19 protein-coding genes are annotated in these 20,446 nt (G+C 69.5%); all 19 read right to left on the bottom strand.

The window, feature by feature from the left end:
- A partial coding sequence (locus tag QN141_13650) for an NAD(P)H-hydrate epimerase (protein MDR7559522.1) occupies window positions 1-502 on the bottom strand: 502 nt, incomplete at its 3' end.
- Between the two features lie 332 nt (window positions 503-834).
- Window positions 835-1,752 carry a 2-hydroxy-3-oxopropionate reductase gene (locus QN141_13645; protein ID MDR7559521.1) on the bottom strand — a complete coding sequence of 306 codons (918 nt, stop codon included), beginning with the start codon at window positions 1,750-1,752 and terminating at the stop codon, window positions 835-837.
- A 13-nt stretch (window positions 1,753-1,765) separates the two neighbouring features.
- Window positions 1,766-2,497, bottom strand: a complete 732-nt coding sequence (locus tag QN141_13640; protein ID MDR7559520.1) for a glycerophosphodiester phosphodiesterase family protein — start codon at window positions 2,495-2,497, stop codon at window positions 1,766-1,768.
- Window positions 2,494-3,423: a glycerophosphodiester phosphodiesterase family protein gene (locus tag QN141_13635; GenBank protein ID MDR7559519.1), complete on the bottom strand. Its 930-nt coding sequence runs from the start codon at window positions 3,421-3,423 to the stop codon at window positions 2,494-2,496. The genes QN141_13640 and QN141_13635 overlap by 4 nt, the downstream gene beginning before the upstream one ends.
- A complete protein-coding gene (locus tag QN141_13630; protein ID MDR7559518.1) occupies window positions 3,420-4,469 on the bottom strand; it encodes an ABC transporter ATP-binding protein in 1,050 nt (349 codons plus the stop codon). Before QN141_13630 ends, QN141_13635 begins: the two co-directional genes overlap by 4 nt.
- Window positions 4,466-5,290 carry a carbohydrate ABC transporter permease gene (locus QN141_13625; GenBank protein ID MDR7559517.1) on the bottom strand — a complete coding sequence of 275 codons (825 nt, stop codon included), beginning with the start codon at window positions 5,288-5,290 and terminating at the stop codon, window positions 4,466-4,468. Before QN141_13625 ends, QN141_13630 begins: the two co-directional genes overlap by 4 nt.
- Entirely contained in the window at window positions 5,290-6,237 is a 948-nt protein-coding gene (locus tag QN141_13620) for a sugar ABC transporter permease (GenBank protein MDR7559516.1), read from the bottom strand. The genes QN141_13625 and QN141_13620 overlap by 1 nt, the downstream gene beginning before the upstream one ends.
- A gap of 72 nt (window positions 6,238-6,309) precedes the next feature.
- Window positions 6,310-7,659 (bottom strand): extracellular solute-binding protein, encoded by a 1,350-nt coding sequence (locus QN141_13615; protein ID MDR7559515.1) that lies wholly within the window; start codon window positions 7,657-7,659, stop codon window positions 6,310-6,312.
- A 32-nt stretch (window positions 7,660-7,691) separates the two neighbouring features.
- On the bottom strand, window positions 7,692-8,486 hold the full coding sequence (hyi, locus tag QN141_13610) for a hydroxypyruvate isomerase (protein MDR7559514.1): 795 nt from the start codon (window positions 8,484-8,486) through the stop codon (window positions 7,692-7,694).
- Window positions 8,486-9,697: a 6-phosphofructokinase gene (locus tag QN141_13605; protein MDR7559513.1), complete on the bottom strand. Its 1,212-nt coding sequence runs from the start codon at window positions 9,695-9,697 to the stop codon at window positions 8,486-8,488. The genes hyi and QN141_13605 overlap by 1 nt, the downstream gene beginning before the upstream one ends.
- A 22-nt stretch (window positions 9,698-9,719) precedes the next feature.
- Window positions 9,720-11,108: a sulfatase gene (locus tag QN141_13600; protein ID MDR7559512.1), complete on the bottom strand. Its 1,389-nt coding sequence runs from the start codon at window positions 11,106-11,108 to the stop codon at window positions 9,720-9,722.
- Complete coding sequence (locus tag QN141_13595) at window positions 11,105-12,151, bottom strand: hypothetical protein (GenBank protein MDR7559511.1); 1,047 nt, start codon at window positions 12,149-12,151, stop codon at window positions 11,105-11,107. The genes QN141_13600 and QN141_13595 overlap by 4 nt, the downstream gene beginning before the upstream one ends.
- 4 nt (window positions 12,152-12,155) lie before the next feature.
- On the bottom strand, window positions 12,156-13,223 hold the full coding sequence (locus QN141_13590) for an ABC transporter ATP-binding protein (GenBank protein MDR7559510.1): 1,068 nt from the start codon (window positions 13,221-13,223) through the stop codon (window positions 12,156-12,158).
- On the bottom strand, window positions 13,220-15,436 hold the full coding sequence (locus QN141_13585; protein MDR7559509.1) for an iron ABC transporter permease: 2,217 nt from the start codon (window positions 15,434-15,436) through the stop codon (window positions 13,220-13,222). Before QN141_13585 ends, QN141_13590 begins: the two co-directional genes overlap by 4 nt.
- A gap of 61 nt (window positions 15,437-15,497) precedes the next feature.
- Window positions 15,498-16,517: an ABC transporter substrate-binding protein gene (locus QN141_13580; protein ID MDR7559508.1), complete on the bottom strand. Its 1,020-nt coding sequence runs from the start codon at window positions 16,515-16,517 to the stop codon at window positions 15,498-15,500.
- Complete coding sequence (gene iolO / locus QN141_13575; protein MDR7559507.1) at window positions 16,514-17,347, bottom strand: 5-keto-L-gluconate epimerase; 834 nt, start codon at window positions 17,345-17,347, stop codon at window positions 16,514-16,516. The genes QN141_13580 and iolO overlap by 4 nt, the downstream gene beginning before the upstream one ends.
- Before the next feature lie 56 nt (window positions 17,348-17,403).
- Entirely contained in the window at window positions 17,404-18,369 is a 966-nt protein-coding gene (iolN, locus tag QN141_13570; protein ID MDR7559506.1) for a 3-dehydro-scyllo-inosose hydrolase, read from the bottom strand.
- An 80-nt stretch (window positions 18,370-18,449) separates the two neighbouring features.
- Window positions 18,450-19,508 (bottom strand): ABC transporter ATP-binding protein, encoded by a 1,059-nt coding sequence (locus tag QN141_13565; GenBank protein MDR7559505.1) that lies wholly within the window; start codon window positions 19,506-19,508, stop codon window positions 18,450-18,452.
- A gap of 6 nt (window positions 19,509-19,514) precedes the next feature.
- The coding region (locus QN141_13560) for an ABC transporter permease subunit (GenBank protein MDR7559504.1) at window positions 19,515-20,446 on the bottom strand (932 nt) is incomplete at its 5' end.

Genomic DNA, 20,446 nt, shown 5'->3' with positions numbered 1-20,446 from the left:
TGTCCGCGTTGAGCCCCGAGGGAACGTCCACGGCCAGAATTGGACGGCCCGAGCGGTTGGCGGCCTGGATCACCTCGGCGGCCAGTCCGCGGGCGGGGCCTCGGAATCCCGTGCCAAACAGGGCGTCGATGATGAGCGCGGCCTCTCCGAGCAACGCGGGGAGGGCCTCCGAGGCCGCAACCCGGACCTCGACACCCGATGATTTCGCCTCGGCGAGGGTGCGTCCGGCCTCCCCCGCGTACTCCGACTCCGGCGCCACGAGCAGTGCCGTCACGGCCGTCCCCGCGGCCGCCAGGTGCCGCGCCGCCACCAGGCCGTCGCCGCCGTTATTCCCCTTCCCGGCCAGGACGACCACGCGCCCCCGCCCGTCGCCCAGCAGTTCCCGGGCGGCCTGGGCGACCCAGCGGCCGGCCGCCTCCATCAGTTGCGGCACGGCGATGCCGTACTCCTCGGTGGCCCTGCGGTCCAGTTCGGCGATCTGAGCGGAGGTAACCGCGCGCATCGTGGAAGCGCTTCTGGTGGGCGGGGTGAACTCCTGCTGTCCACGCTGCCCACACTATCCACAACCGGTGAACGAAGGTTCTGAATTGACCGTTCTTGCACACGCATGATAGTGTGCAGAGCAAGAGAGGCGCGAGCCTAGCGGCGAAGTAGCCGATTCAAACGCCAGGGCACGTGGACTCCGAGAGCCGGCGGTATACTTCGGGAGTAATCCCGGAGGATAGCCAGCGGGCGGTAGGAACCGGCGGTCCGGCCGAAGACGGTGGAAAGCCGAGAGCGTGAGCGCCTCTCTTCTATCTTCCTCTTCGCTATCTTCCTCTCCGCGGGCCGCCCTCAGCGCTGCGGCGCCGGACCCTCCTGGGGCTTCACCTGCACGCGCGCCAGGTCCTCGATCAGGGTGACCAGGGCGGAGTGATCCAGCTCGCCGCGGTCCATCCCCCGCAGGGCGGTGAAGGCCTCCTGCACGATCGCCGTTGCGGGCAACGGCACGCCCAGCGCCTTCCCGGTGGAAAGGGCGATGTTGAGATCCTTCTGGTGCAGCCGGATGCGGAAGCCGGGCTGGAAGTTCCGGTCGAGCATGCGCTGCCCGTGCAGTTCCAGGATGCGGCTCTGGGCGAAGCCGCCCAGCAGGGCCGCCCGGACCTTGGCCGGGTCCACTCCGGCCTTGGCGGCCAGCGTGAGGGCCTCGGCCACCGCCTGGATCGTCAGGGCGACGACGATCTGGTTGGCGGCCTTGGTCATCTGCCCCGCGCCGTGGTCGCCGACGTGGACGATGTTCTTGCCCATCACCTGGAAGATGGGCAGCATCCGGTCGAAGACCTCCTTGGGCCCGCCGACCATGATGGACAGGGTGGCCTCGATCGCCCCCTTCTCGCCGCCGCTCACCGGCGCGTCCAGCATCTGGGCCCCCCGGGCCTCCACCAGCGGCGCGATCTCGCGGGTGACGATGGGGGAGATCGTGCTCATGTCGATGTAGGTCATCCCCGGCCGCAGCGCGTCCAGGATGCCCTCCTTCCCCAGCACGACCTCCTGCACGTCGGGGGAATCGGGCAGCATGGTGATCACGACCTCGCTGGCCTCCGCCACCTTCCTCGAGGATCCGGGGGCCTGGGCGCCGAGCGCGGCGATCTCCCGCACCGCGGCTTCGACGCGGTCGTGCACCACCAGCCGGTAGCCCGCCTTGATGAGGTTCCGGGACATGGGTTTGCCCATGATCCCCAACCCGATGAATCCGATGACCGGTTTCTCCACGCCGTCCCCTCCTCTACGCCTGCGCCTGGGCCAGCACCGACCGGACCAGGCGCGGATCATCCGCGATCATCCCGGCCACGCCGAGGCGTAACGCGGTCTTCGCTTCCTCCTCCCGCCGGATCGTCCAGGGGATCACGCGCAGCCCCAGCCGCCGGCACTCGGCCATGAGCCCGTCGGACAGCGCGCCGATGGGGGGGAGATAGACCGGCGTCCCGAGCGCGACCGCCCGGCCGGGGGCCGGCCGCTGCTGCAGCAACCCCGTGGCCACGTCCGAAGCCAGGCGCCGGACGGCGGCCACCGCCTCTTCGTGAAACGAGGTGATCAAGACGTCCCGCTCCATGCCGAATTCACGGACCAGGGCCAGCACCTGCGGCTCCACCCCGGTGATCTTCAATTCGATGTCCACGAGCAGCCGCCCCCGCGCCAGATCCAGCACCTCGGCCAGGGTCGGGATGCGCTGGCCGGCGCCGGCGTCGAGGCGGCGGAGCGCCGCGAGCGTCAGTGCGGCGATCTCGCCCTCCGCTCCGGTCACCCGGTCCACGGTGGCGTCGTGGATCACGACGAGGTGGCCGTCGCCGCTGGCCCGCACGTCCAGCTCGATGCCGTCGGCCCCCCGGTCGATGGCCAGCCGGAAGGCGGCCTGCGTGTTCTCCGGCGCCTCGGCCGAGGCTCCCCGGTGGGCGATGACCAGGCAGCGGGCGGCATCGAGCCAGCTCCGCCCCGGAGCAGCCGCAGCTTCCTTCATGCCGGCCCTCTCCCGCCGTGCAGTTCCGCCAGCTGGACGGCGGTGTCGGTCGTCACCTGATCGACGCCGCTGGACAGCAGCATCCGCAGCAGCGACGCCGCCTGCGGGTGGTCGGCGTTCAGCGTCCACCCGTCCACCACGACGTCCCCCAGCGCGCCCCGCACCACGGCGACGGGATTGACGCCGTCCCGCAACGCCTGCTCGATGAACTCCACCCGCAGGTAGACTTCCACGGCGCCGGGAACGAGGCGGCACAGACTCTCCAGGCGGTCCCGCAGGTAGTCGCCCGGAGACAGCCCGCGGCGGAAGCCCAGCGGGTGGTCGTCGAGGTAGCCGAAGACGTTCTCCCGGACCGGCAGGCGCGGGAATTCCGGAACGGGCGCGTCGAGGTAGAAGGCAAAGTCCAGTCCCACGGCCAGCGCCGGATCCAGACGGTGCAGCAGCCGCAGGTTCCAGTCGGCGAGACAGCCCACCACCACCGAGAGGTGCGCGTTCGCCCGCAGCGGGGCGATGGCCCGGAGGAAGCCGCGGGCCTCCTCGGCGGTGAGCGGATACTGATCTTTGAGGTCCACCTGTACCTTCACAGGTCGCCGCCAGGAAGCCAGCACGTCGGCGACCTCGGACAGCAGCGCCGGCGGCTCGTCCCATCCCCGCAACGTGAGCCGTTTGGCCTGCCCCGGCGTCAGCGGGCGAACGGGGCCCGTCCCCGTCGTCTCCCGCTCCAGCGTCTCGTCGTGGATGAGCAGATACTCGCCGCCCTGGATCGCGGTGACGTCGAACTCGATGACCTCCGCGCCGCCGTCCAGGAGCTCGCCCAGCGCGGACAGGCTGTTCGGCGGGTGGGCGCCCCGGCCCGACCGCAGGGCGTGGTACTTCAGCAGCACCCGCCGGCCGTCCACGACCAGCGCCCCCGGCAGCGCCGTCACGCCCGGCCCTCGATCCGCCGGCCGCGGGCGTCGAAGAGGTGGCACCGCGCCGGATCGACGGCAAGGTCCATCGTGGCGCCCACGGCCGGGCGCAGGTCGGTGAGCACCTTGAGCGTCGCGCCTCCGGCCTCCAGCGTGACCAGGACCTGACGGCCGAGCGACTCCACGACAACGACCCGGCCGCGAATGGGACCGCTGCCCGGCCGAAGATCCTCGGGGCGCACGCCGAGCGTGCCCTCCCCCGCCGGCGCGGGGAACGCCACGGGAATCCTCAGGTCATTGTGGACGAACACCCCTCCGGCGAACGCCCCCGAAATCAGGTTCATCGGCGGATGGCCGACAAAACCGGCGACGAAGGTGTTGGCCGGGCGGGTGTACAGGTCGTGGGGCGAGGCGAACTGCTGCAGCTCGCCCATCGAGAAGACCGCGACGCGGTCGGCCATCGCCAGCGCCTCGGCCTGGTCGTGGGTGACGAGCACGCTGGTCACCCCCAGGTCCAGCTGCAGACGGCGGATCTCGCCGCGAGCCTGGAGACGGATCTGAGCGTCAAGATTACTCAGCGGTTCGTCCAGCAACAAGACCTGCGGCTCCTTGACCAGGGCCCGGGCCAGGGCGGCGCGCTGCTGCTGGCCCCCGCTCACTTGAGCCGGCCGGCGCTCCAGGATGTGGGCGATTCCCAACAGCTCTGCGGACTGCCGGACCCGGGCGGCGACCGCCTCCCCCCGCATCCCTTTCAGGCGCAGGGGAAAGGCAATGTTCTCGAAGATCGTCAGATGCGGGTACAGCGCGTAGGACTGAAAGACCATTCCCACATCCCGGTCGCGGGGGTGCAGATGGTCCACGCGGCGGTCGCCGAAGTAGATGGCCCCGGCGGTGGGACGGTAGATCCCGGCGATCATGAGGAGGGTCGTGGTCTTACCGCATCCCGAGGGACCGAGAAAGGCCACCATCTCGCCGGCGCGGACGTCCAGGTCCAGCGCCTGCAGCGCGACGACCTTGCCGAAGTGCTTGGTCAGCCCTTCCAGCCGGACGGCGATTCCCTTCATCCCTTCAGGCCCCCACCGTAGATGTTCAACAGGTAGCGCTGGCCCGCGGCGAAGAGGACGATGACCGGCAGGGCGTAGACGACCCCCACCGCCGCCACCATGCCGAAGTCGGAATAGCCCTCGGTGAGGAAGGTCTGCAGATAGCTCGACATCAGGGTGCGCTGGGAACTGACGATCAGAGTGTAGGGCAGGATGAACTCCCCCCAGGCCGACAGCAGGGCGAAGGTGCCCAGCGCCAGCAGCCCCGGGCGAACCAGGGGCAGCGCCACCCTCCAGAACAGGCGCCAGCGCGACACCCCGTCCACCAGGGCGGCCATCTCCATCTCCCAGGAGAGGGTGTCGAAGAACCCCTTCATCAGCCAGATCCCCAGGGGCAGTTCGAGCGCGGCCTTGACGAGAATGACCCCGGTCAGCGTGTCGAACAGCCCGAGCAGCCGCAGGATGTAGAAGATGGCGATGATCAGGCTTACCGCGGGAAACGCGTGCAACACCAGGACCAGCCCCAGGTAGAGGCGCCGCCCGGGGAAGGACATCCGCGAGATCGCGTAGGCGGCCATCGAGGAGACGACCACCTCGAGGGCGGCGACCAGGACGGCGAAGATCAGCGAGTTGACGATGGCGACGTACACCGGTGGGCGGCCGCCCACGGCCTGCCAGAGAAACCGCCAGTTGGCCGGCGCCGCCGGCGGCACGGGGACCAGGCCGTGCACCCGGTGGAAGGTACCGGTGAGGAACAGCCACAGGACTCCCGAGGCGATGGGCACGGTGAGGACCGCCAGGACGATGAGGAGCAGTCGCCAGCGCGGCGGGAGCAGGGGCATCAGTTGACCTCGACCTTGGGCTCGGTCACCAAAGCCCGGAAATTGAAGACCCGCAGGTACAGCAGCGACACGACGAGCCCGATCACAACGAGCACGGCGGCCATGGCCGCGCCCAGTCCAAACTGGACGTTGCCAAAGTAGTTCTGCAGCGCCAGCTGGTAGGCGTGCAGGGCCCACACCGTCGTGGTGTAGAATCCGGGTCCCCCGTTGGTGAGCAGGAGGATGTATTCGAAGGACGTGAGCAGTGACAGCGTCTGGTAGGCCGTGACGAACAGGATCGGCCACCGGAGCAGCGGCAGCACCACGCGCCGGACGGTCTGCCCGCTGGTGGCCCCGTCCACCGCGGCGGCGTAGAAAAGGTCGAGGGGGATGGCACGGATGGCCGAGGTGAAGATGAGCATGCCGAAGGAGGCCCCGACGAGCCCGTTGGCCAGGATGATCACGGTCCAGGGCGAGGCCGTGATCCAGTTCTTGGACACGCCCAGGACGTCGCTGACCAGCCCGAAGGGCGCCTCCCGTGTCAGCCCCTGCCAGATGAAGACGTAGACCACCGGCGGGAGGATGCGCGGCAACAGCCACAGGGCACGGACCTGGCCGCCGTACCGCTCCCGCACCGAGGTGGTGAGCAGCGCCAGCACCAGCCCCATCCCCACGTTGAAGAGCAATGTCAGCAGGACGTAACGCGCCGTGTTGGCCATGATCCGGCCCAGGAAGGGATCGCCCAGCAGCTGGCGGTAGTTGGCGACCCCCACCCACCGGGGCTGGCGGAAGGTCAGCGTGGAGATGTCGGTCAGCGACAGGCCAAGGGTGGTGAGGACGGGCAGCAGGAAGAACAGCACGATGAGCGCCGTCGCCGGGGCGAGGAAGAGGGCCGGCGCCAGGTAGCGGCTCGTCAGACGACGAGCGTGCCCAGACGCGCGCTCGCCCCACACCGCCTCGTGAGCCATTGGGCCGCTCCTCCTCTTCCCGGACAAAGCAGCGCAGGGGAAGGGCACGCTCCAGCCCTTCCCCTGCGGACCTCATTCAACGAGCAGCTGGTTCCCGATCGTGCGCTGCATCTCGTTCACCACGAACTCCACCCCCTGGGCCGGCGGCACCTGACCGGACTCTACCGCGGACAACCCGCGGAAGATCGCATCCTGCCACTTGGAGAGGTCCGGATGGGCCGGGGCGAAGGTCGTGTAGTTGAGGAGGTAGCTGACCTCCTTGAGGAACCTGTTGTTGATCATCCGGGCCGTAGTCTTCAGCACGGGCAGGTGGGCGCTGCCGACGGCGTGCTTGGCGTCCAGGTCCGGCGTGGTCGTGTACGCCAGGAGCCGGACAGCCAGGTCTTTGTTGGCCGATTTGGCCGAGACGAAGTAGGCCTGCGGGTTGGACATGGTGATGGCCTTACCGCCTTTCACATGGGTCGGGTGCGGCCCGTAGCCGAAGGTGGCGAACAACCACTCCTCGCCGCCCTTGTTGTGGACCCACAACTGCGCCATCTCGGCCCACTGCCAGGTGCCGCCGGAGAAGAACAGGACTTTGCCGTCGGTGACCGGCTGGAAGAAGCGGTTCCAGTCGTTGTTCAGCCGGTCCCGCTCGATGACCCCCGCCTCCACGCCGGTCCGGATCCAGGTATAGTAGCGCAACAGGGCGGCCCTGGTGATCACCAGCCGGCCCGTCGCCTCGTCGAAGATGCGGCCGCCGAAGGAGCGGTACCACTGGATGAAGTCCGGTCCGTTGACCGGCCGGTGGTAGTAACCCTTTCCCGCTTCGATCACGCGCTTCTGGACGGCTTCGCGCGCCGCGGCCAGGACGTCGTCCCAGGTGAAGTCGCCCTTCGCCAGCCGGTCGGGCAGGGCCGCGATCTGGGCCTCCGTCCAGCCCAGCTGCCGCAGCAGGACCTTGTTGAAGTACAGCGGCCGGGCCTCGGTATCCTGAGGTACGCCCCAGATCTTCCCCTTGTACTTCAGGGCGTCCCACAGGGAGGGCACGACGTCGGCGAACTGCCGGTGCCGCGGGAGATAGGCGTCCAGCGGGATGATGAATCCCCCTTCCGCCCAGGTCGCGTTCAGCGAGGCGTTGGCCTGGACGATGTCCGGCCCCTCGTTGCTCTGGAAGCCCAGCAGCACGCGGCGCAGATACGAATCCCAGTTGGTGGTGTCGAAGAACCCTTCCACCTTGACCTGCACTCCCGCGCCCTCACGGCGCAGGTCGCTGTTCAACCGCTCCGCCGCGGTGACCAGATTGTTGTACCGCGTCACCGACGGGTTGTCGGGCCCGATCGTCCAAGCCCGGATCACCACCACGCGCTGGGCCTGCGCCGGCGGCAGCAGCAGCGCCAGTAGCGCCAGCACCCCCGTCAGGACCACCAGCGTTCTCCTCATCTCCACCACCCCCCGCTGGGTTGCCTCCTGCCTCATCCGATTGCCCGGCGAAACCCCATCGCCTCGATCCAGCCGAAGGAGTCCTCCGTCCGTCCGGACGGCCGGTACTCCAGCCCGACGTAGCCCTGGTAGCCGAGGGCGTCCAGCTCGCGCAGCACATAGGGGAAGTGGATCTCCCCCGTTCCCGGCTCGTGCCGAGCCGGCGCATCGGCGATCTGGACGTGCCCGATGCGGTCCCGCAGCCGCCGCATGGTATCCACCAGGTTCCCCTCCATGCGCTGCATGTGGTAGACGTCGTACTGCAGGCGCGCGTTCCGCGCGCCGACGTCGTCCAGGAGCCGGACCGCCTGTGCCGAGGTATGGAGGAAGAAGCCGGGGATGTCGTAGGTGTTCACGGGCTCCACGAGAAGCGTGATCCCCGCCCGCTCGAGTTCCGCGGCGGCGAAGCGCACGTTGTCCACCAGGCACGCCCACTGTTCTGCGGCCGACACATCGTCGCGCCGCTTCCCGACCAGGCAATTGAGGCGGGTGCAGCCGAAGCGCCGGGCCAGCTCCACCGCCTCGGCCACCCCCCGTCGGAACTCCTCGCGCCGGGCGGGGTCGGCGGCAATGCCCCGGTCCCCCGCCGCCCAGTCCCCCGCCGGCAGGTTGAACAGGACCTGGGTCAGCCCGTACTCCCGCAGGGCCCGGGCGATCCCGTCCCGATCCTCCTGATAGGGAAACATGTATTCCACGGCCCGGAAGCCGGCGTGGGCCGCCCGCGCGAACCGTTCCAGGAACGGATATTCCGTGAAGAGCATCGTGAGGTTTGCGGCAAAGCGGGGCATCAGGGTCGCTGCACCCCCTTTCCCCGCAGCCGGGCGTACGCCGGCAGCGGCCCGCCGATCAGCGGCCGGATGTACCTCAGATACGCCTCCGTGACGTCGTTCCCCGCCGGCGCGATGAACTCATCGGGAACCGGCCGGACCCGGTTGGCCACCGTCTCCAGCGGCACGAGACCGATCCCGCTGCGGTAGGGCTCGTCGCGCTCCCGTCGCAGAACCACCATCTGGTCCGTCTGGCCCGCCACGGCCTGCTCCACCGCCGCCTGTCCCACCCGCCAGGCCTCCTCGACATCCACCGGCGAGGCCAGCACGGCGCTGACCCGCTGGATCGTGCCGGGTTTGTCGAACCGGGCTTTGAGCTTGAGCTCGGTGGCGATGAGGTCACAGAGGACGGCGGCGGCGCCTCCCAGCTGTGGATGGCCGAAACGGTCCACGTCCACGGCCCTCGTGGAGGCGGCCAGGTAGCGGCCCCGCTCGTCCTTCTGGCCTTCGCAGACGGTGATCACCACATGCCCCAGGCGGCGGTACACCGCCTCCACATCGGCCAGGAGCTGCTCGCGGCGGAGGGGCCGCTCGGGGAGATAGATCAGATGCGGCGCGGCGTCCTCGTGGGTCCGGGCCAGCGCCGTGGCCGCGGTGATCCATCCGGTGTCGCGGCCCATGGTCTCGATGACCTTCACCGTGTCCACGACCCCGATCGCTTCGGTGTCGAGCCCCGCATCCCGCACGGAGACGGCCAGCCAGCGGGCCACGCTGGGATGGCCGGGACAGTGGTCGGTGCCCACCAGATCGTTGTCCACGGTCTTGGGGATGCCGATCACGCGCAGTTCGTAGTCTTCCTGCTGCGCCAGGCGGGCCAGCCGGTGCGAGGTGTCCGCCGAGTCGTTGCCGCCGATATAGAGGAAGTACCGGATGTCGTAGGCGCGCAGGATCTCCAGAAGGCGCCCGTAGTCGGCCTCCTCCAGTTTGTGGCGGCACGATCCCAGCGCGGCGGACGGGGTGTGCTTGAGGAGCTCGACGGTCTCCGCGGACTCCGCCTCCAGGTCGATCAGCTCCTCGCGCAGCAGGCCCTCCACGCCGTGCCGCATCCCGTAGATCCCGGTGATCTCCTCGTGCTGGACCGCTTCCTGGATCACGCCGGCCAGCGAGGCGTTGATCACCGCGGTGGGACCGCCGGACTGGCCGACGACCAGCTTGCCTCTCAGCGCCGCCAAGGTGTCCTCCCTCTCCTCCCCGCTAGTGTTTGCCGATCACGGCCTCGTCGATGCCCGATGAAGCCAGCTCGTACTTCCCCTGCACGCCGCGGCCCCGCCGCCGCCGGGGGCGGTAGGCCGGACCGAGGAGCCGCCGCAGCCGCTCCGCTTCCTCGCCGTGCTCCGCCGCCAGGTTGCGCCGCTCCTGAGGATCTTCCGTCAGGTCGTACAACTCGTCGGCCTCCCCCGCCGGCCGCATGATGTAGCTGTACCGCCGGGTCCGGATGCAGCGGTCGATCCCCTCGTGGTAGCCGGTGATGATCGCCTCCCGATGCTCGTCCGTCTCCCCGCGGAGCACGGCGGCGAAGGACCGCCCGTGCATGAACTCCCGGTCCCCGGGCGCGTCGATGAGGTCCAGCACGGTGGGGAGCAGATCCTGGAACTGGACGAGGGCCTCGCTGCGCCGGCCGCCGCCGCGGCCCCGGGGAAGCCGCACCAGGAACGGGACGCGGAGGAGTTCGCTGTAGAGCCGGTCGGGCCCCTTGAGGAACTTCCCGTGGTCGCCCAGGGGATGACCGTGATCAGCGAGGACGACGACGAGGGAGTCGTCGAGGTAGTTGAGTTCTCGGAGCGAGGCGAAGAACCGCCCGAGGCAGTGATCGACAAAGGAGACCTCGCCGGCATAGAGCCCGCGAATATGGGTGACGTCGTCGGGCGAGGCCCAACGCTCCATCGGTCCCCCCATCGGAAGGATGAGCCGCGGACCTCGGCGCGCGCCGACCGCGTACCTGTCGAACCGCGGCGGCGGATCCCACGGTTCGTGGGGGTCGAAGGAGTCCACCCAGAGGAAGATCTTCTCCCGGTCCCGATGGCGCCGGAGCCAGGCCACCGCCTGGTCCACGACCCGGGCCGGGAACCAGTCCTCCTCGGCGGCGAAGCCGTCGGTGTTGGCCAGGAACTGCGCCACGCGCTGGCGCCACTCTTCGGGGTAGTGGGCGTTGACATAGCCCGCCGGATCCCGCCGCGGCAGGGCCGACTCCCAGGGATCGTACTCCTGTCCGCGGATCCAGTGGTAGGCGTGGAAGCCCTGGTGGTAGTTCATCCCCGGGGCGCGGTAGTGATAGCAGTCGGAGATCAGGCCGCAGACGTACCCCTCCGACCGGAGGAGCTGGGCGATGGTGAGGTCGTAGGGGCTCAGGGGCGCCCAGGGGCGGAAGGGCAGGGCGCGCTGGCCGGTCATGAGCACATAACGCGCCGGGATGGTGGGCAGCGACTCGGGATAGGCGTTGGTGAAGACCACGCACTCCCGGCTGAAGGCGTCCAGGTGCGGCGTCTCCGCAGGGGGAAGGTCGGGAAACACCGACCGCTCCCCGTGGTAGACGCCCACGTGGTCCTGGCGCAGGCTGTCCAGGACGAGGACGATGACGTTCATCGCGACAGCCAGCGGGTGAAACGGTCCATCCCCCGCCCCCGCACCTCGGCCAGATAGGCCGCCGCCTCCTCGGCACTGAAGCCCCGGTGCACAATGGCGTCCACGGCCAGGGCTACGGCCAGCGGGTCGTCCCGCCCCGGGAACGTGACGTTGCGGCCGACCAGCGCTCCCCGCACGGTGCCGCCGGCGCGCATTCCGGCCGCGAACTCCAGCAGGATGCCCGTGGGATCGCCGCGCGATTCGCCGCCCAGCATCAAAATCGGGCAGGTGGTGGCCTCCGCCACGCGCTCGAAGCCCTCGCAGTAGGGGATCTTCAACCAGGTCAACGCGGAGGCGCTCCCCAGCCCGGAGGCCACACTGACGACTTTGATGAGCGCTTCCGCGTTCTTCAGGGTTTTGTATTTGCCGTCCACGTGTTCCACCATCAGCGCTTCCAGGAACACCGGGATCCCTCGGGCCTGACAGGCGTTGATCGCCTCGACGCAGTACATCATCGTGTCCAGCGAGGCCGGCTCGCGGGGTTCCAGCCGGAACATGACTTTGGCGCCGTCCAGGCGCCGGGCGGCGATCATCTCCGGGGTGAAGGCCGTCATGCGGTCGTCCAGCTCGAAGGCCGCCCCGGACAGTCCCCCGCGGTTCATGCAGCCCAGCAGCACCTTCTGATCCAGGAACCCCGGGCCGCCCAACTCTTTGTCCAGGCGGTGCACGATGAAGAGGTCTTCCATGATGTCGGGCGTCGTCATCACGCCGTCGAACTCCTCGGCGGTGATGACGCGCAGGATGCGGGCCAGCAGCGTCCAGCGATTGCCCATGGCCAGCGGATCGTCGCCCACCGCGGTAACCATGCGGGCCGGGTGGTCGGCGGCGAGGATCGTCAGGCGGCCGTCGCGGGTCAGCCGGGGGCGGCGCCGGCGCGCCTGCGCCTCCTCCGCCACCACCTCGGGCCGGGTCACCCGGGTGTCGGTGATACGGTCGAACAGCTCCCGCGGGAAGAACTCCTCGGGGTGGAATGTGTAGTCGCCGATGGCGTACCGCAGGGCCATGCCCTCACCTCCCGTCCTCTGCCAGCAGGTAGATCCCGGCGTCGGTGAACTGCAACCGGACCTCGGTCCCGACCGGCAGCACGCCCCGGGCCCGGGGCGGCTCGCTGGCGCTGACCTCGCCGGCCGGCGTGTCGATCAGGTAGTCGATGGTCGTGCCCATGAAGAAGGCGGAGCGGATGGTGCCGGGCAGCCCCTGGCCCTCGGTCTCCACCTGAACGGCCTCGGGCCGCGCCACCACCGTGACCGGACCGGGAGCCACCCCGGGTTGGGTGAAGGGAAAGACGTAGGGGCCCACCGCCACGCTGCCGTCGCTGTAGCGGCCGGGCAGGAGGTTGGCTTCCCCGATGAAATCGGCCACGAAACGGGTGGCCGGCCGTCGGTAGAGATCGAAGGGCGAGCCTACCTGCTCCACCCGGCCCTGGTTCATGACGACGATGATGTCGGAAAGGGCCAGTGCTTCGGCCTGGTCGTGGGTGACGTAGATGCTGGTGATGCCCAGCCGCCGTTGCAGGTCGCGGATCTCCCCGCGCACGCGCTTGCGCAGCTTCGCGTCCAGGTTGGACAGCGGCTCGTCGAAGAGCAGGACCTTGGGCTTCATCACCAGGGCGCGGGCCAGCGCCACCCGCTGCTGCTGGCCGCCGGAGAGCTGCGCCGGGAAGCGCTCCCCGACCCCCGGCAGCCCCACCAGATCCAGCACCGCCCCCACCTGGGCCCGGATCTCCGCCTCCGGCTGCTTCATGATCCGCAGCCCGTAGGCCACGTTCTCGAAGACCGTGAGGTGGGGGAAGAGGGCGTAGGACTGGAAGACCATTGTCACGCTGCGCGTGCTCGCCGGCAGCGGAGTCACGTCCTCCTCGCCGATGAAGACGCGCCCCGCGCTGGGCACCTCGAGGCCGGCGATGATCCGCAGGGTGGTGGTCTTTCCGCACCCCGACGGCCCGAGCAGCGTGACCAGCCGGCCGGGGGGGATCTCCAGGGTGACGTCGTCCACCGCCACGACGGGGCCGAAGCGTTTGCTCACCCGCTCCAGGCGCACCGGGACGGCGGACTGCGCCGGCGCCGTCCCCGTCATGTCTGGGCCAGCTCCCGCGCCGCCCGCACATCCAGGCGGCGATTGACCAGGTAGAGGGCGAGAATGACCAGGATCATGAAGACCGTGAGCAAACTGGCCAGCGACGCGCCGCGGCCCTGCGAGCCGTATTCGATGTAGGTGAGGATCTGGGTCGTAGCCAGGCTGTGCTGCGGGGTGATCAGGAAGATGACCTGGCTCACCGCCGTCATCGCCCGGACGAAGGCGAACACCAGCCCCGACAGCAGCGCCGGGCGCACCAGGGGCATGACGATCCGCCGCAGGGTGGTCGGGGCGTTAGCCCGCAGCATGGTGCTGGCTTCCTCCAGGGAGCGGTCGATCTGGTGGATCGCCGCCACCCCGGAGCGGATGGCCACGGGCATGTTGCGGAAGACGAAGGCCAGGATGATGATCGTGGAGGTCCCGGTAAGCAGCAGCGCCCCCTGGTTGAAGGCCAGGATGTAGCCGATGCCCATCACCGTGCCCGGCACGGCAAAGGAGAGCATGGAGTTGAACTCCAGGGCGGCACGTCCCGGGAACTCGATGCGGGTGACCAGGTAGCCGATGAGAAACCCCAGCAGGGTGGAGGGAATCGCGGCGTAGGCGGACAGCTTGGTGCTGGTCCAGAAGACCTTCCACCCCGTGGGGGAGAGGTTGCGCAGGTGCTCCAGGGTGAAGGTGTAGTCGAACCCCCACAGCTTGGTCAGGCTGCCCACGAAGACCGACCCGTACAGGGCGACGATGAGGACCATCCAGGCCACGAAGACCAGGGAGACGCCGTAATCCAGCGGGGCGGGCAACGGCCGCGGCCTCGCCCCGGAGGGCTTGCCCGTGACGGTGACATAGGAGCGGCGACCGACCCAGTAGCGCTGGAGGAGGAAGATGGAGAGGGTCATGAGCAGCAGCACGACGCCGTAGACGGCGGCCTCGTTGGGGTTGAAGCGGCCGATGATGGCGAAGAAGACCTCCGTGGCCAGGAAGGGCTTGCCCCCGCCGATGATGATCGGGTTGCCGAAGTCGGCCAGGCTCTCGATGGCCACGAGCAGGAAGGCGTTGGCGATGCCGGGGCGCGCCAGGGGCCAGATCACGGTGCGCAGAATGTGCCAGCGCGAGGCGCCCAGGGTCTCCGCCGCCTCCTCCAGCGCCGGATCCAGGGCCTGCACCACTCCCTGCAGCACCAGGTAGGCGATCGGGGCGTAGGCCAGGATCTGGGCCACGGCCACCCCCAGCGGACCGAAGAAGATGTTCGTGGAGATGCCGAGCACCTGGTACGTGACGAACCCCCGCCGGCCGAACATGTAGATCATGGCCAGCCCCAGGACGAAGGGCGGTGTGATGATGGGCAGGATGGAGAAAGGCCCCAGCAGCCTCCGGGTGGGCAGGCGCGAGCGCTCCCCCAGCAGGGCGAAGAGAAACCCCAGCGCGGTGGAGATCACCCCGACCACGATGGCCAGGAGCACGCTGTTCCTCAGCGCCCCGAAGCCGAGGTAGAGCGCGGCGAGGACGAAGGCTCCCGCTCCGACGGCCGGAGTCCATACCGTCGGCCGACGACGCCGGCCGACCTGCACGAAAAGCATGAGCACCACCGCGAGGCCTCCTGCGGCCAGGGCCAGGGCGGTTTCGTTCCTCGGCGTCGCCGGGTTGTTCAACAGGAAGAAGCCCGGTGAACGCAGCGTCTCTGCCACCACACTCAGCGTGAAGCGGCCCCTGACCACCACGCTGGCCTCCAGCACGGCCCACAGCGGGAAGAGGATGAAGATCAGGACGAAAGCGGCCACCCACAGGATGCTGCCGGCGATGAAGGGGTCCGCCCGCAGCACTCCCGACAGGGCCAGCCCCGTCCCCAGCACGGCGAGAAACCCCAGCGCCGCCACCACCGCGCCCCAGCCGAAGGGCTGACCGACGCCGAAGAGGCGGAGGACGACCAGCGCCACGCCCGCCGCACCCAGGGCCACGGCGGCGCGGCCCCGCTGCGCATTCGGCCACGGCAGCAGCGCCACGCCCGCCCCCAGCAGCGCCGCGGCCAGGATCGCCGCCACCAGCGGGGTGTCGCGCGCCAGGGCGGCGCCCGTCGCCTCCGGCAGGAAGACGAACAGGTCGCGTCCCGGCCGCGTCCAGGGTAGCAGGAGCCCGCCGAGGAGGGTCAGCGTGCTCCAGGCCAGCAGCGTCAGGTTGGGTCCGGCGCGCACGGCCGGAACCGTCAGGACTCGGGCCATCTCACCTCGTCGAACGGAAGGGAGGCCGGGGGAGCAGGCCCCGGCCTCCCCGTCGCCGGCCCTACTTGGGCAGCGGGAAGACCTCCGTCGTCCACCGCTTCACCAGCCCGTCGCGGACCGCCGCGCTCCCGTACTTCACGAAGTCGTACTTGATGACCCTGAACGACTCGAAGCGCGGGGCGATGCTGGGGATGGGCGTTTTGCTGTTCGACGGGATCTGGTAGGACTGCCCGTGGCTGGCGGCCAGGCTCTGGGCCGCCGGCGTCAGCGCCCAGTTGATGAAGGTGATGGCGTTGGCGCGGTTGGGCGTGGCCTTGACCAGACTGAGCCCGCCGATCTCGTAGCCCGTCCCGTCGCTGGGCGCGTTGTAGGTGATGGGGAATCCCTTCAGGACCTGGTCTACGGCGTCGTGGATGAAGGTGACGCCGATCGCCACCTCGCCCCGGCCGGCCAGCTGCCCCGGCGCCGCGCCGCTGCGCGTGTACTCCGCGACGTTTTTGTGGATCGCCTTCAACAGGTCGAAGGCCGCCCGCTCCCCGTAGATCTGGACCAGGGTGGCCAGCATCGTGTAGCCCGTCCCCGAGGTGTTGGGGTTCGGATACGCCACCAGCCCGCGGTAGCGGGGGTCGGCCAGATCTTTCCAGGTGCGGGGGACGGGCAGGTTCTTCTCCTTCAGCAGGCGCTCGTTCAGCGCCCAGCCCAGGATCCCGGCGTAGAGCGGGATGTACTTGCCGGCCACGGCCTCGCGGAACTCCGGCCGCAGGTCGTTCCACGCCGCGGGACGGATGAACTCGGTGAGGCCTTCCTCGTTAGCCACAATATGCGGATCGCCCGTACCCCCGAACCACACGTCGAAGGACGGGTTCTGGCGCTCGGCCCGCAGCCGGGCCAGCGCTTCGCCCGAACTCAGGCGGACAAAGTCCACCTGGATGCCCGTAGCCTTGGGAAACTCCGCCTTGACGGCGTCGCACCAGGCCGGGTTCGGGCTGCACAGGACGGTGACTTTTCCGGCCGGCGCCGCCGTGGCCACGCCGAACAGGGCCAGGACCAGCGCCAGGACCATCAGGATGGCATTCCTCACACGTATCCCCCCTTCGGATGGACTGCCTCTCCCAGCAGCGGACGCAGGTGCGCGAGGAACTGCTGGGCCGCGGCCCGCGGGTCGGGCCGCGGGAGGATTTCGGCGGACAGGAACCCCCGATACCCGATCTCGCGCAGCGTGCTGACAATCGACGAAAAATCGAGGTGCCCCCACCCGGGAGCCAGCCGGTTGCTGTCGGCGGCGTGCACGTGGCGCAGCCGGGGACCCGCCGCACGCAGCGCCGCCTCCGGCGCCGCCTCCTCGATGTTCATATGGAAGGTGTCCGCCACGACGCCCAGGGATGCGGACCCCAGCCGCTCACTGAGGGCCACGGCATCGCCGATCGTCGTCAGCAGATCCGTCTCGTAGCGGTTGATGGGCTCGATCAGGACCGGCACCTTCTCCCGTTCGGCGGCGGGCAGGATGGCGGCCAGCGACTGCTCCAGCCGCCGCCGGGCGGCGGCCGGCTCGCCCCCGGCCCGGCCCCGCAACAGCCCCACGATCACCGCCGCCCCGAACCGGGCGGCAAAGCGGATGTGCGCCTCCATCCGCTCGACGGCCCGGCGGCGGACGTCGTCGGCGGCGTCCGACAGACTCAATCCTTCGGCCAGGTAGGCCTGCCCCGTGCCCACTGCGACCAGCGGCAGCCCCAGGTCCCGTAGCGCACCGGCGACGGCGCCGGCGTCGACCGCCCCCGGATCCCGCACGGCCAGCTCAACACCATCGTAGCCGAGTTCGGCGGCCATGCGGAGGCCGTCCCGCCAGGACCCGCGAACGGCGACGGCGGCAAAAGCGGTCTCCTCCAGCGACACGACGAGACTCAGCTTCATAATCAACGCATCCCTTCGTCAACGCATCCCCTCGGTGCTTACGCACCTTCGGGAACTCATGGCGGCCAGCCCAGGGCGTAGATGCTCTTCCCGCCGCGGGCCGGGCCCTTGAGCACCGCCTCCAGTTCCTCCCTGTCCCGCTCTGTGACCAGATCGATGGGCGGCAGCTGGCCGGGGGGAAAGGTCTTGAGGATGTCGGTGACCAGCCGCTCCAGGTAGTCCAGCAGGGCTTCCACCCCGGGCAGGGCCTTCTCCGCCGCGGCGAGCCTGGGCTTGCCCACGACGCCCTCGATGTAAGCCTTCACCTCGATGGGCCCCGCGCCGACGTGGCCGTACCAGTTGATGGGACGGCGCAGCAGGTTGCCGGCCTTGTCCACGTGCCCCTCGGGGAGGAAGCCGAAGGGGGTGTTGTCTTCCGCCCACTCCTGCTTCATCAATTCGGGAAACAGGGCCAGGCACCAGGAGGTCTCCACCTCGTCAGCGTGGATGAAGGGCGTCTCGTAGGGGCCGCCGTCCTGCTTCAGCTTGAAGTGCTCGGGGACGGCGTGGTACCAGTTCAGGTTCACGATCAGCGCCGGCACGCGGTAGCGCTTGCCGAACTGGTGGATGGCGGTGGGGATGACGTACTCCTGTCCGTGGCCGTTGAGCAGGATCTGCTTGCGAAAGCCCATGTTCCAGAAGCCGGCGATCATCGCCCGGAGGAAGGCGGTGAAGACGTCCTCGGGGATGACCACGGTGCCGGGCATCCCCAGATGGTGGTAGGGGTGCGAACCCCACCACAGCGGCTCGCTCACCGTGCAGCCCGTGCGCTCGGCCACGGCCTCCGCCATGCGGGTGACCAGGAAGATGTCCTCCCCGATGGGCGCGTTCGGCCCGTGCGCTTCGGTCGCCCCCAAGGGCACGATCAGCACGTCGTTTTTGGCCAGGCGCTCCTCGATGTCGCGCATCGTCATCGTCTGGAGGTAGATGCCCGTGCGCTTGTCCATGTGGCCGCCTTTGGGCGGCAGATCCCACCTACCCATCGCCACCTCCTCGATCGTTCCGCTACGGCCTCCTCGAGACTGCGCCGGACGTGACCCGGGGGGCGGCCCCTGTCACGGCCCTACCCCTCCCCCCGGTCTGCGCCCAGGATATGAATCCGCTCGCGAGGGATCTCCAGAAACACCTCTCCGCTCAGGATCCCTTCGCCGGGCGACGGGACATCGACGAGCCAGGTCCGCCCGGCGGCGTCCACCCAGTATCGGGCCAGGGTGCCCAGGAAGCTCGCCGTCGTCACCCGTCCCCGGAGGACGTTCACCGCCTCCTGCGGCGGACGGGCGTGGAGTCTGATGGCCTCCGGGCGCAGCACCAGGGTGACCCGTGTCCCCGATCGGGGTCCGTCGGGCACCAGCAGCACGATCTCCCCGGCCCGCACCTGCCCCCCCGCGTGCATCTCGCCCTCCAGGAAGTTGGCCAGCCCCACGAAGTCGGCCACAAAGCGGTTGGCCGGGTGGTGATAGATCTCCAGCGGCGTGCCGATCTGCTGGATGCGCCCGTGCTCCATCACCGCGATTCGGTCGGAGATGGCCAGCGCCTCCTCCTGGTCGTGGGTGACGTAGATCACCGTCTTGCGGAGCTGCTGCTGCAGCTGGCGGATCTCCGTCCGCACCCGCACCCGCAGTTTGGCGTCGAGGTTGCTGAGGGGCTCGTCCAGCAACAGCACCTCCGGTTCCACGACCAGCGCCCGGGCCAGGGCCACGCGCTGCTGCTGTCCGCCGGACAGCTGGTGGGGAAACTTGTGCTCCTGGCCGCTCAACCCGACGAGCTCCAGGACCTGCTGGATCCGGCGCCGTTGCTCGGCTCCGGGGACCCGCCGCATGCGCAGGCCGTACCCGACATTTTCCGCCACGGTCATGTGAGGGAACAGCGCATATTCCTGGAAGACCATCGCCGCATTGCGGCGATGGGCCGGAACATCCGTGACGCGGGTATCGCGGATGAAGACCTCGCCGGCGTCGGGATAGTAGAAGCCGGCAATCAGGCGCAGCAGCGTCGTCTTGCCGCAGCCCGAGGGCCCCAGCAGCGTGGTGAAGCTGCCCTCCGGCACCTCCAGCGACACCCGGTCCACGGCCACGACCTGGCCGAAGCGCTTCGTGACCTCCCGCAATCGGACGTGGATCATCGGTGCCTATCCCATCGCCGGGAGGCGCCCCACCCGGCCGACGGCCAGCCAGGTCAGCCCGATGGCGACGAAGGTCAGCGCCAGCAGCATGGTGGTCAGCGCCGCGGCGGCGCCCCAGGTGTTGCTCTGGATCATCCCCAGGATGACAAAGGTGGCCACCAGCTGCCCGGGGGCGATCAGGAAGACGACGATGCTCACGTTGGTGACGGCGCGGATGAACGACACGGAGAACGCTTCGACGAGTCCGCGCAGCAGCAACGGCAGGTAGACGTCCCACAGGACGCGCAGGCCGGAGGCGCCCAGGTTGATCGCCGCTTCCTCGATCGAGCGCTCGATCTGGCGCAGCCGGGCGGAGGCGGCCTGATAGCCCATGGGCAGGTGCCAGAAGGCCAGCGCGATCGCCAGGACCCACAGGGTCCCGCCCAGCGGCGTCCGGTTGAAGGCCAGCACGAACCCGACGCCGACGAAGACGCCGGGCAGTGCGCCGGGCAGCACGGCCAGGAAGTCCAGGGCCTGACGCAGCGGCAGCCGCCGCGAGGTAAGAAAGGCCACCAGGACGCCCATGGTCGCGGTGATCAGCCCGGCCAGCACGCCGATCTTCACGCTGGTCCACAGGCTCCCCATGCGCTCCGCGGCGAGGTGCCAGTGCGTCAGTGACAACGACCAGTCCCGTCCCCAGATGGCGGTAAAGGCCCCGGCGATGACGCCGAAGTACACCAGCCCGATCATGACGGTGGTCACGGCGCAGATCCCCACGACGATCCACCGCAGCAGGCGCGGGGTCGGGGCCCGCTCCATGCGCGAGCCCCGTCCGGTGACGGTGACGTAGGCCCGCCGGGCCACGACGTAGCGCTCGAGCAGAAACAGCCCCGCCGTGGGCACGACCAGCATCGCCACGACCAGGGCCGCGCCGGTGAGGTCGCCCATCCCCTCCAGGC

Source organism: Armatimonadota bacterium (assembly GCA_031459765.1).
Taxonomy (GTDB): Bacteria; Sysuimicrobiota; Sysuimicrobiia; order Sysuimicrobiales; family Kaftiobacteriaceae; genus Kaftiobacterium; species Kaftiobacterium secundum.
This window is presented reverse-complemented; position numbering and strand designations above follow the sequence as displayed.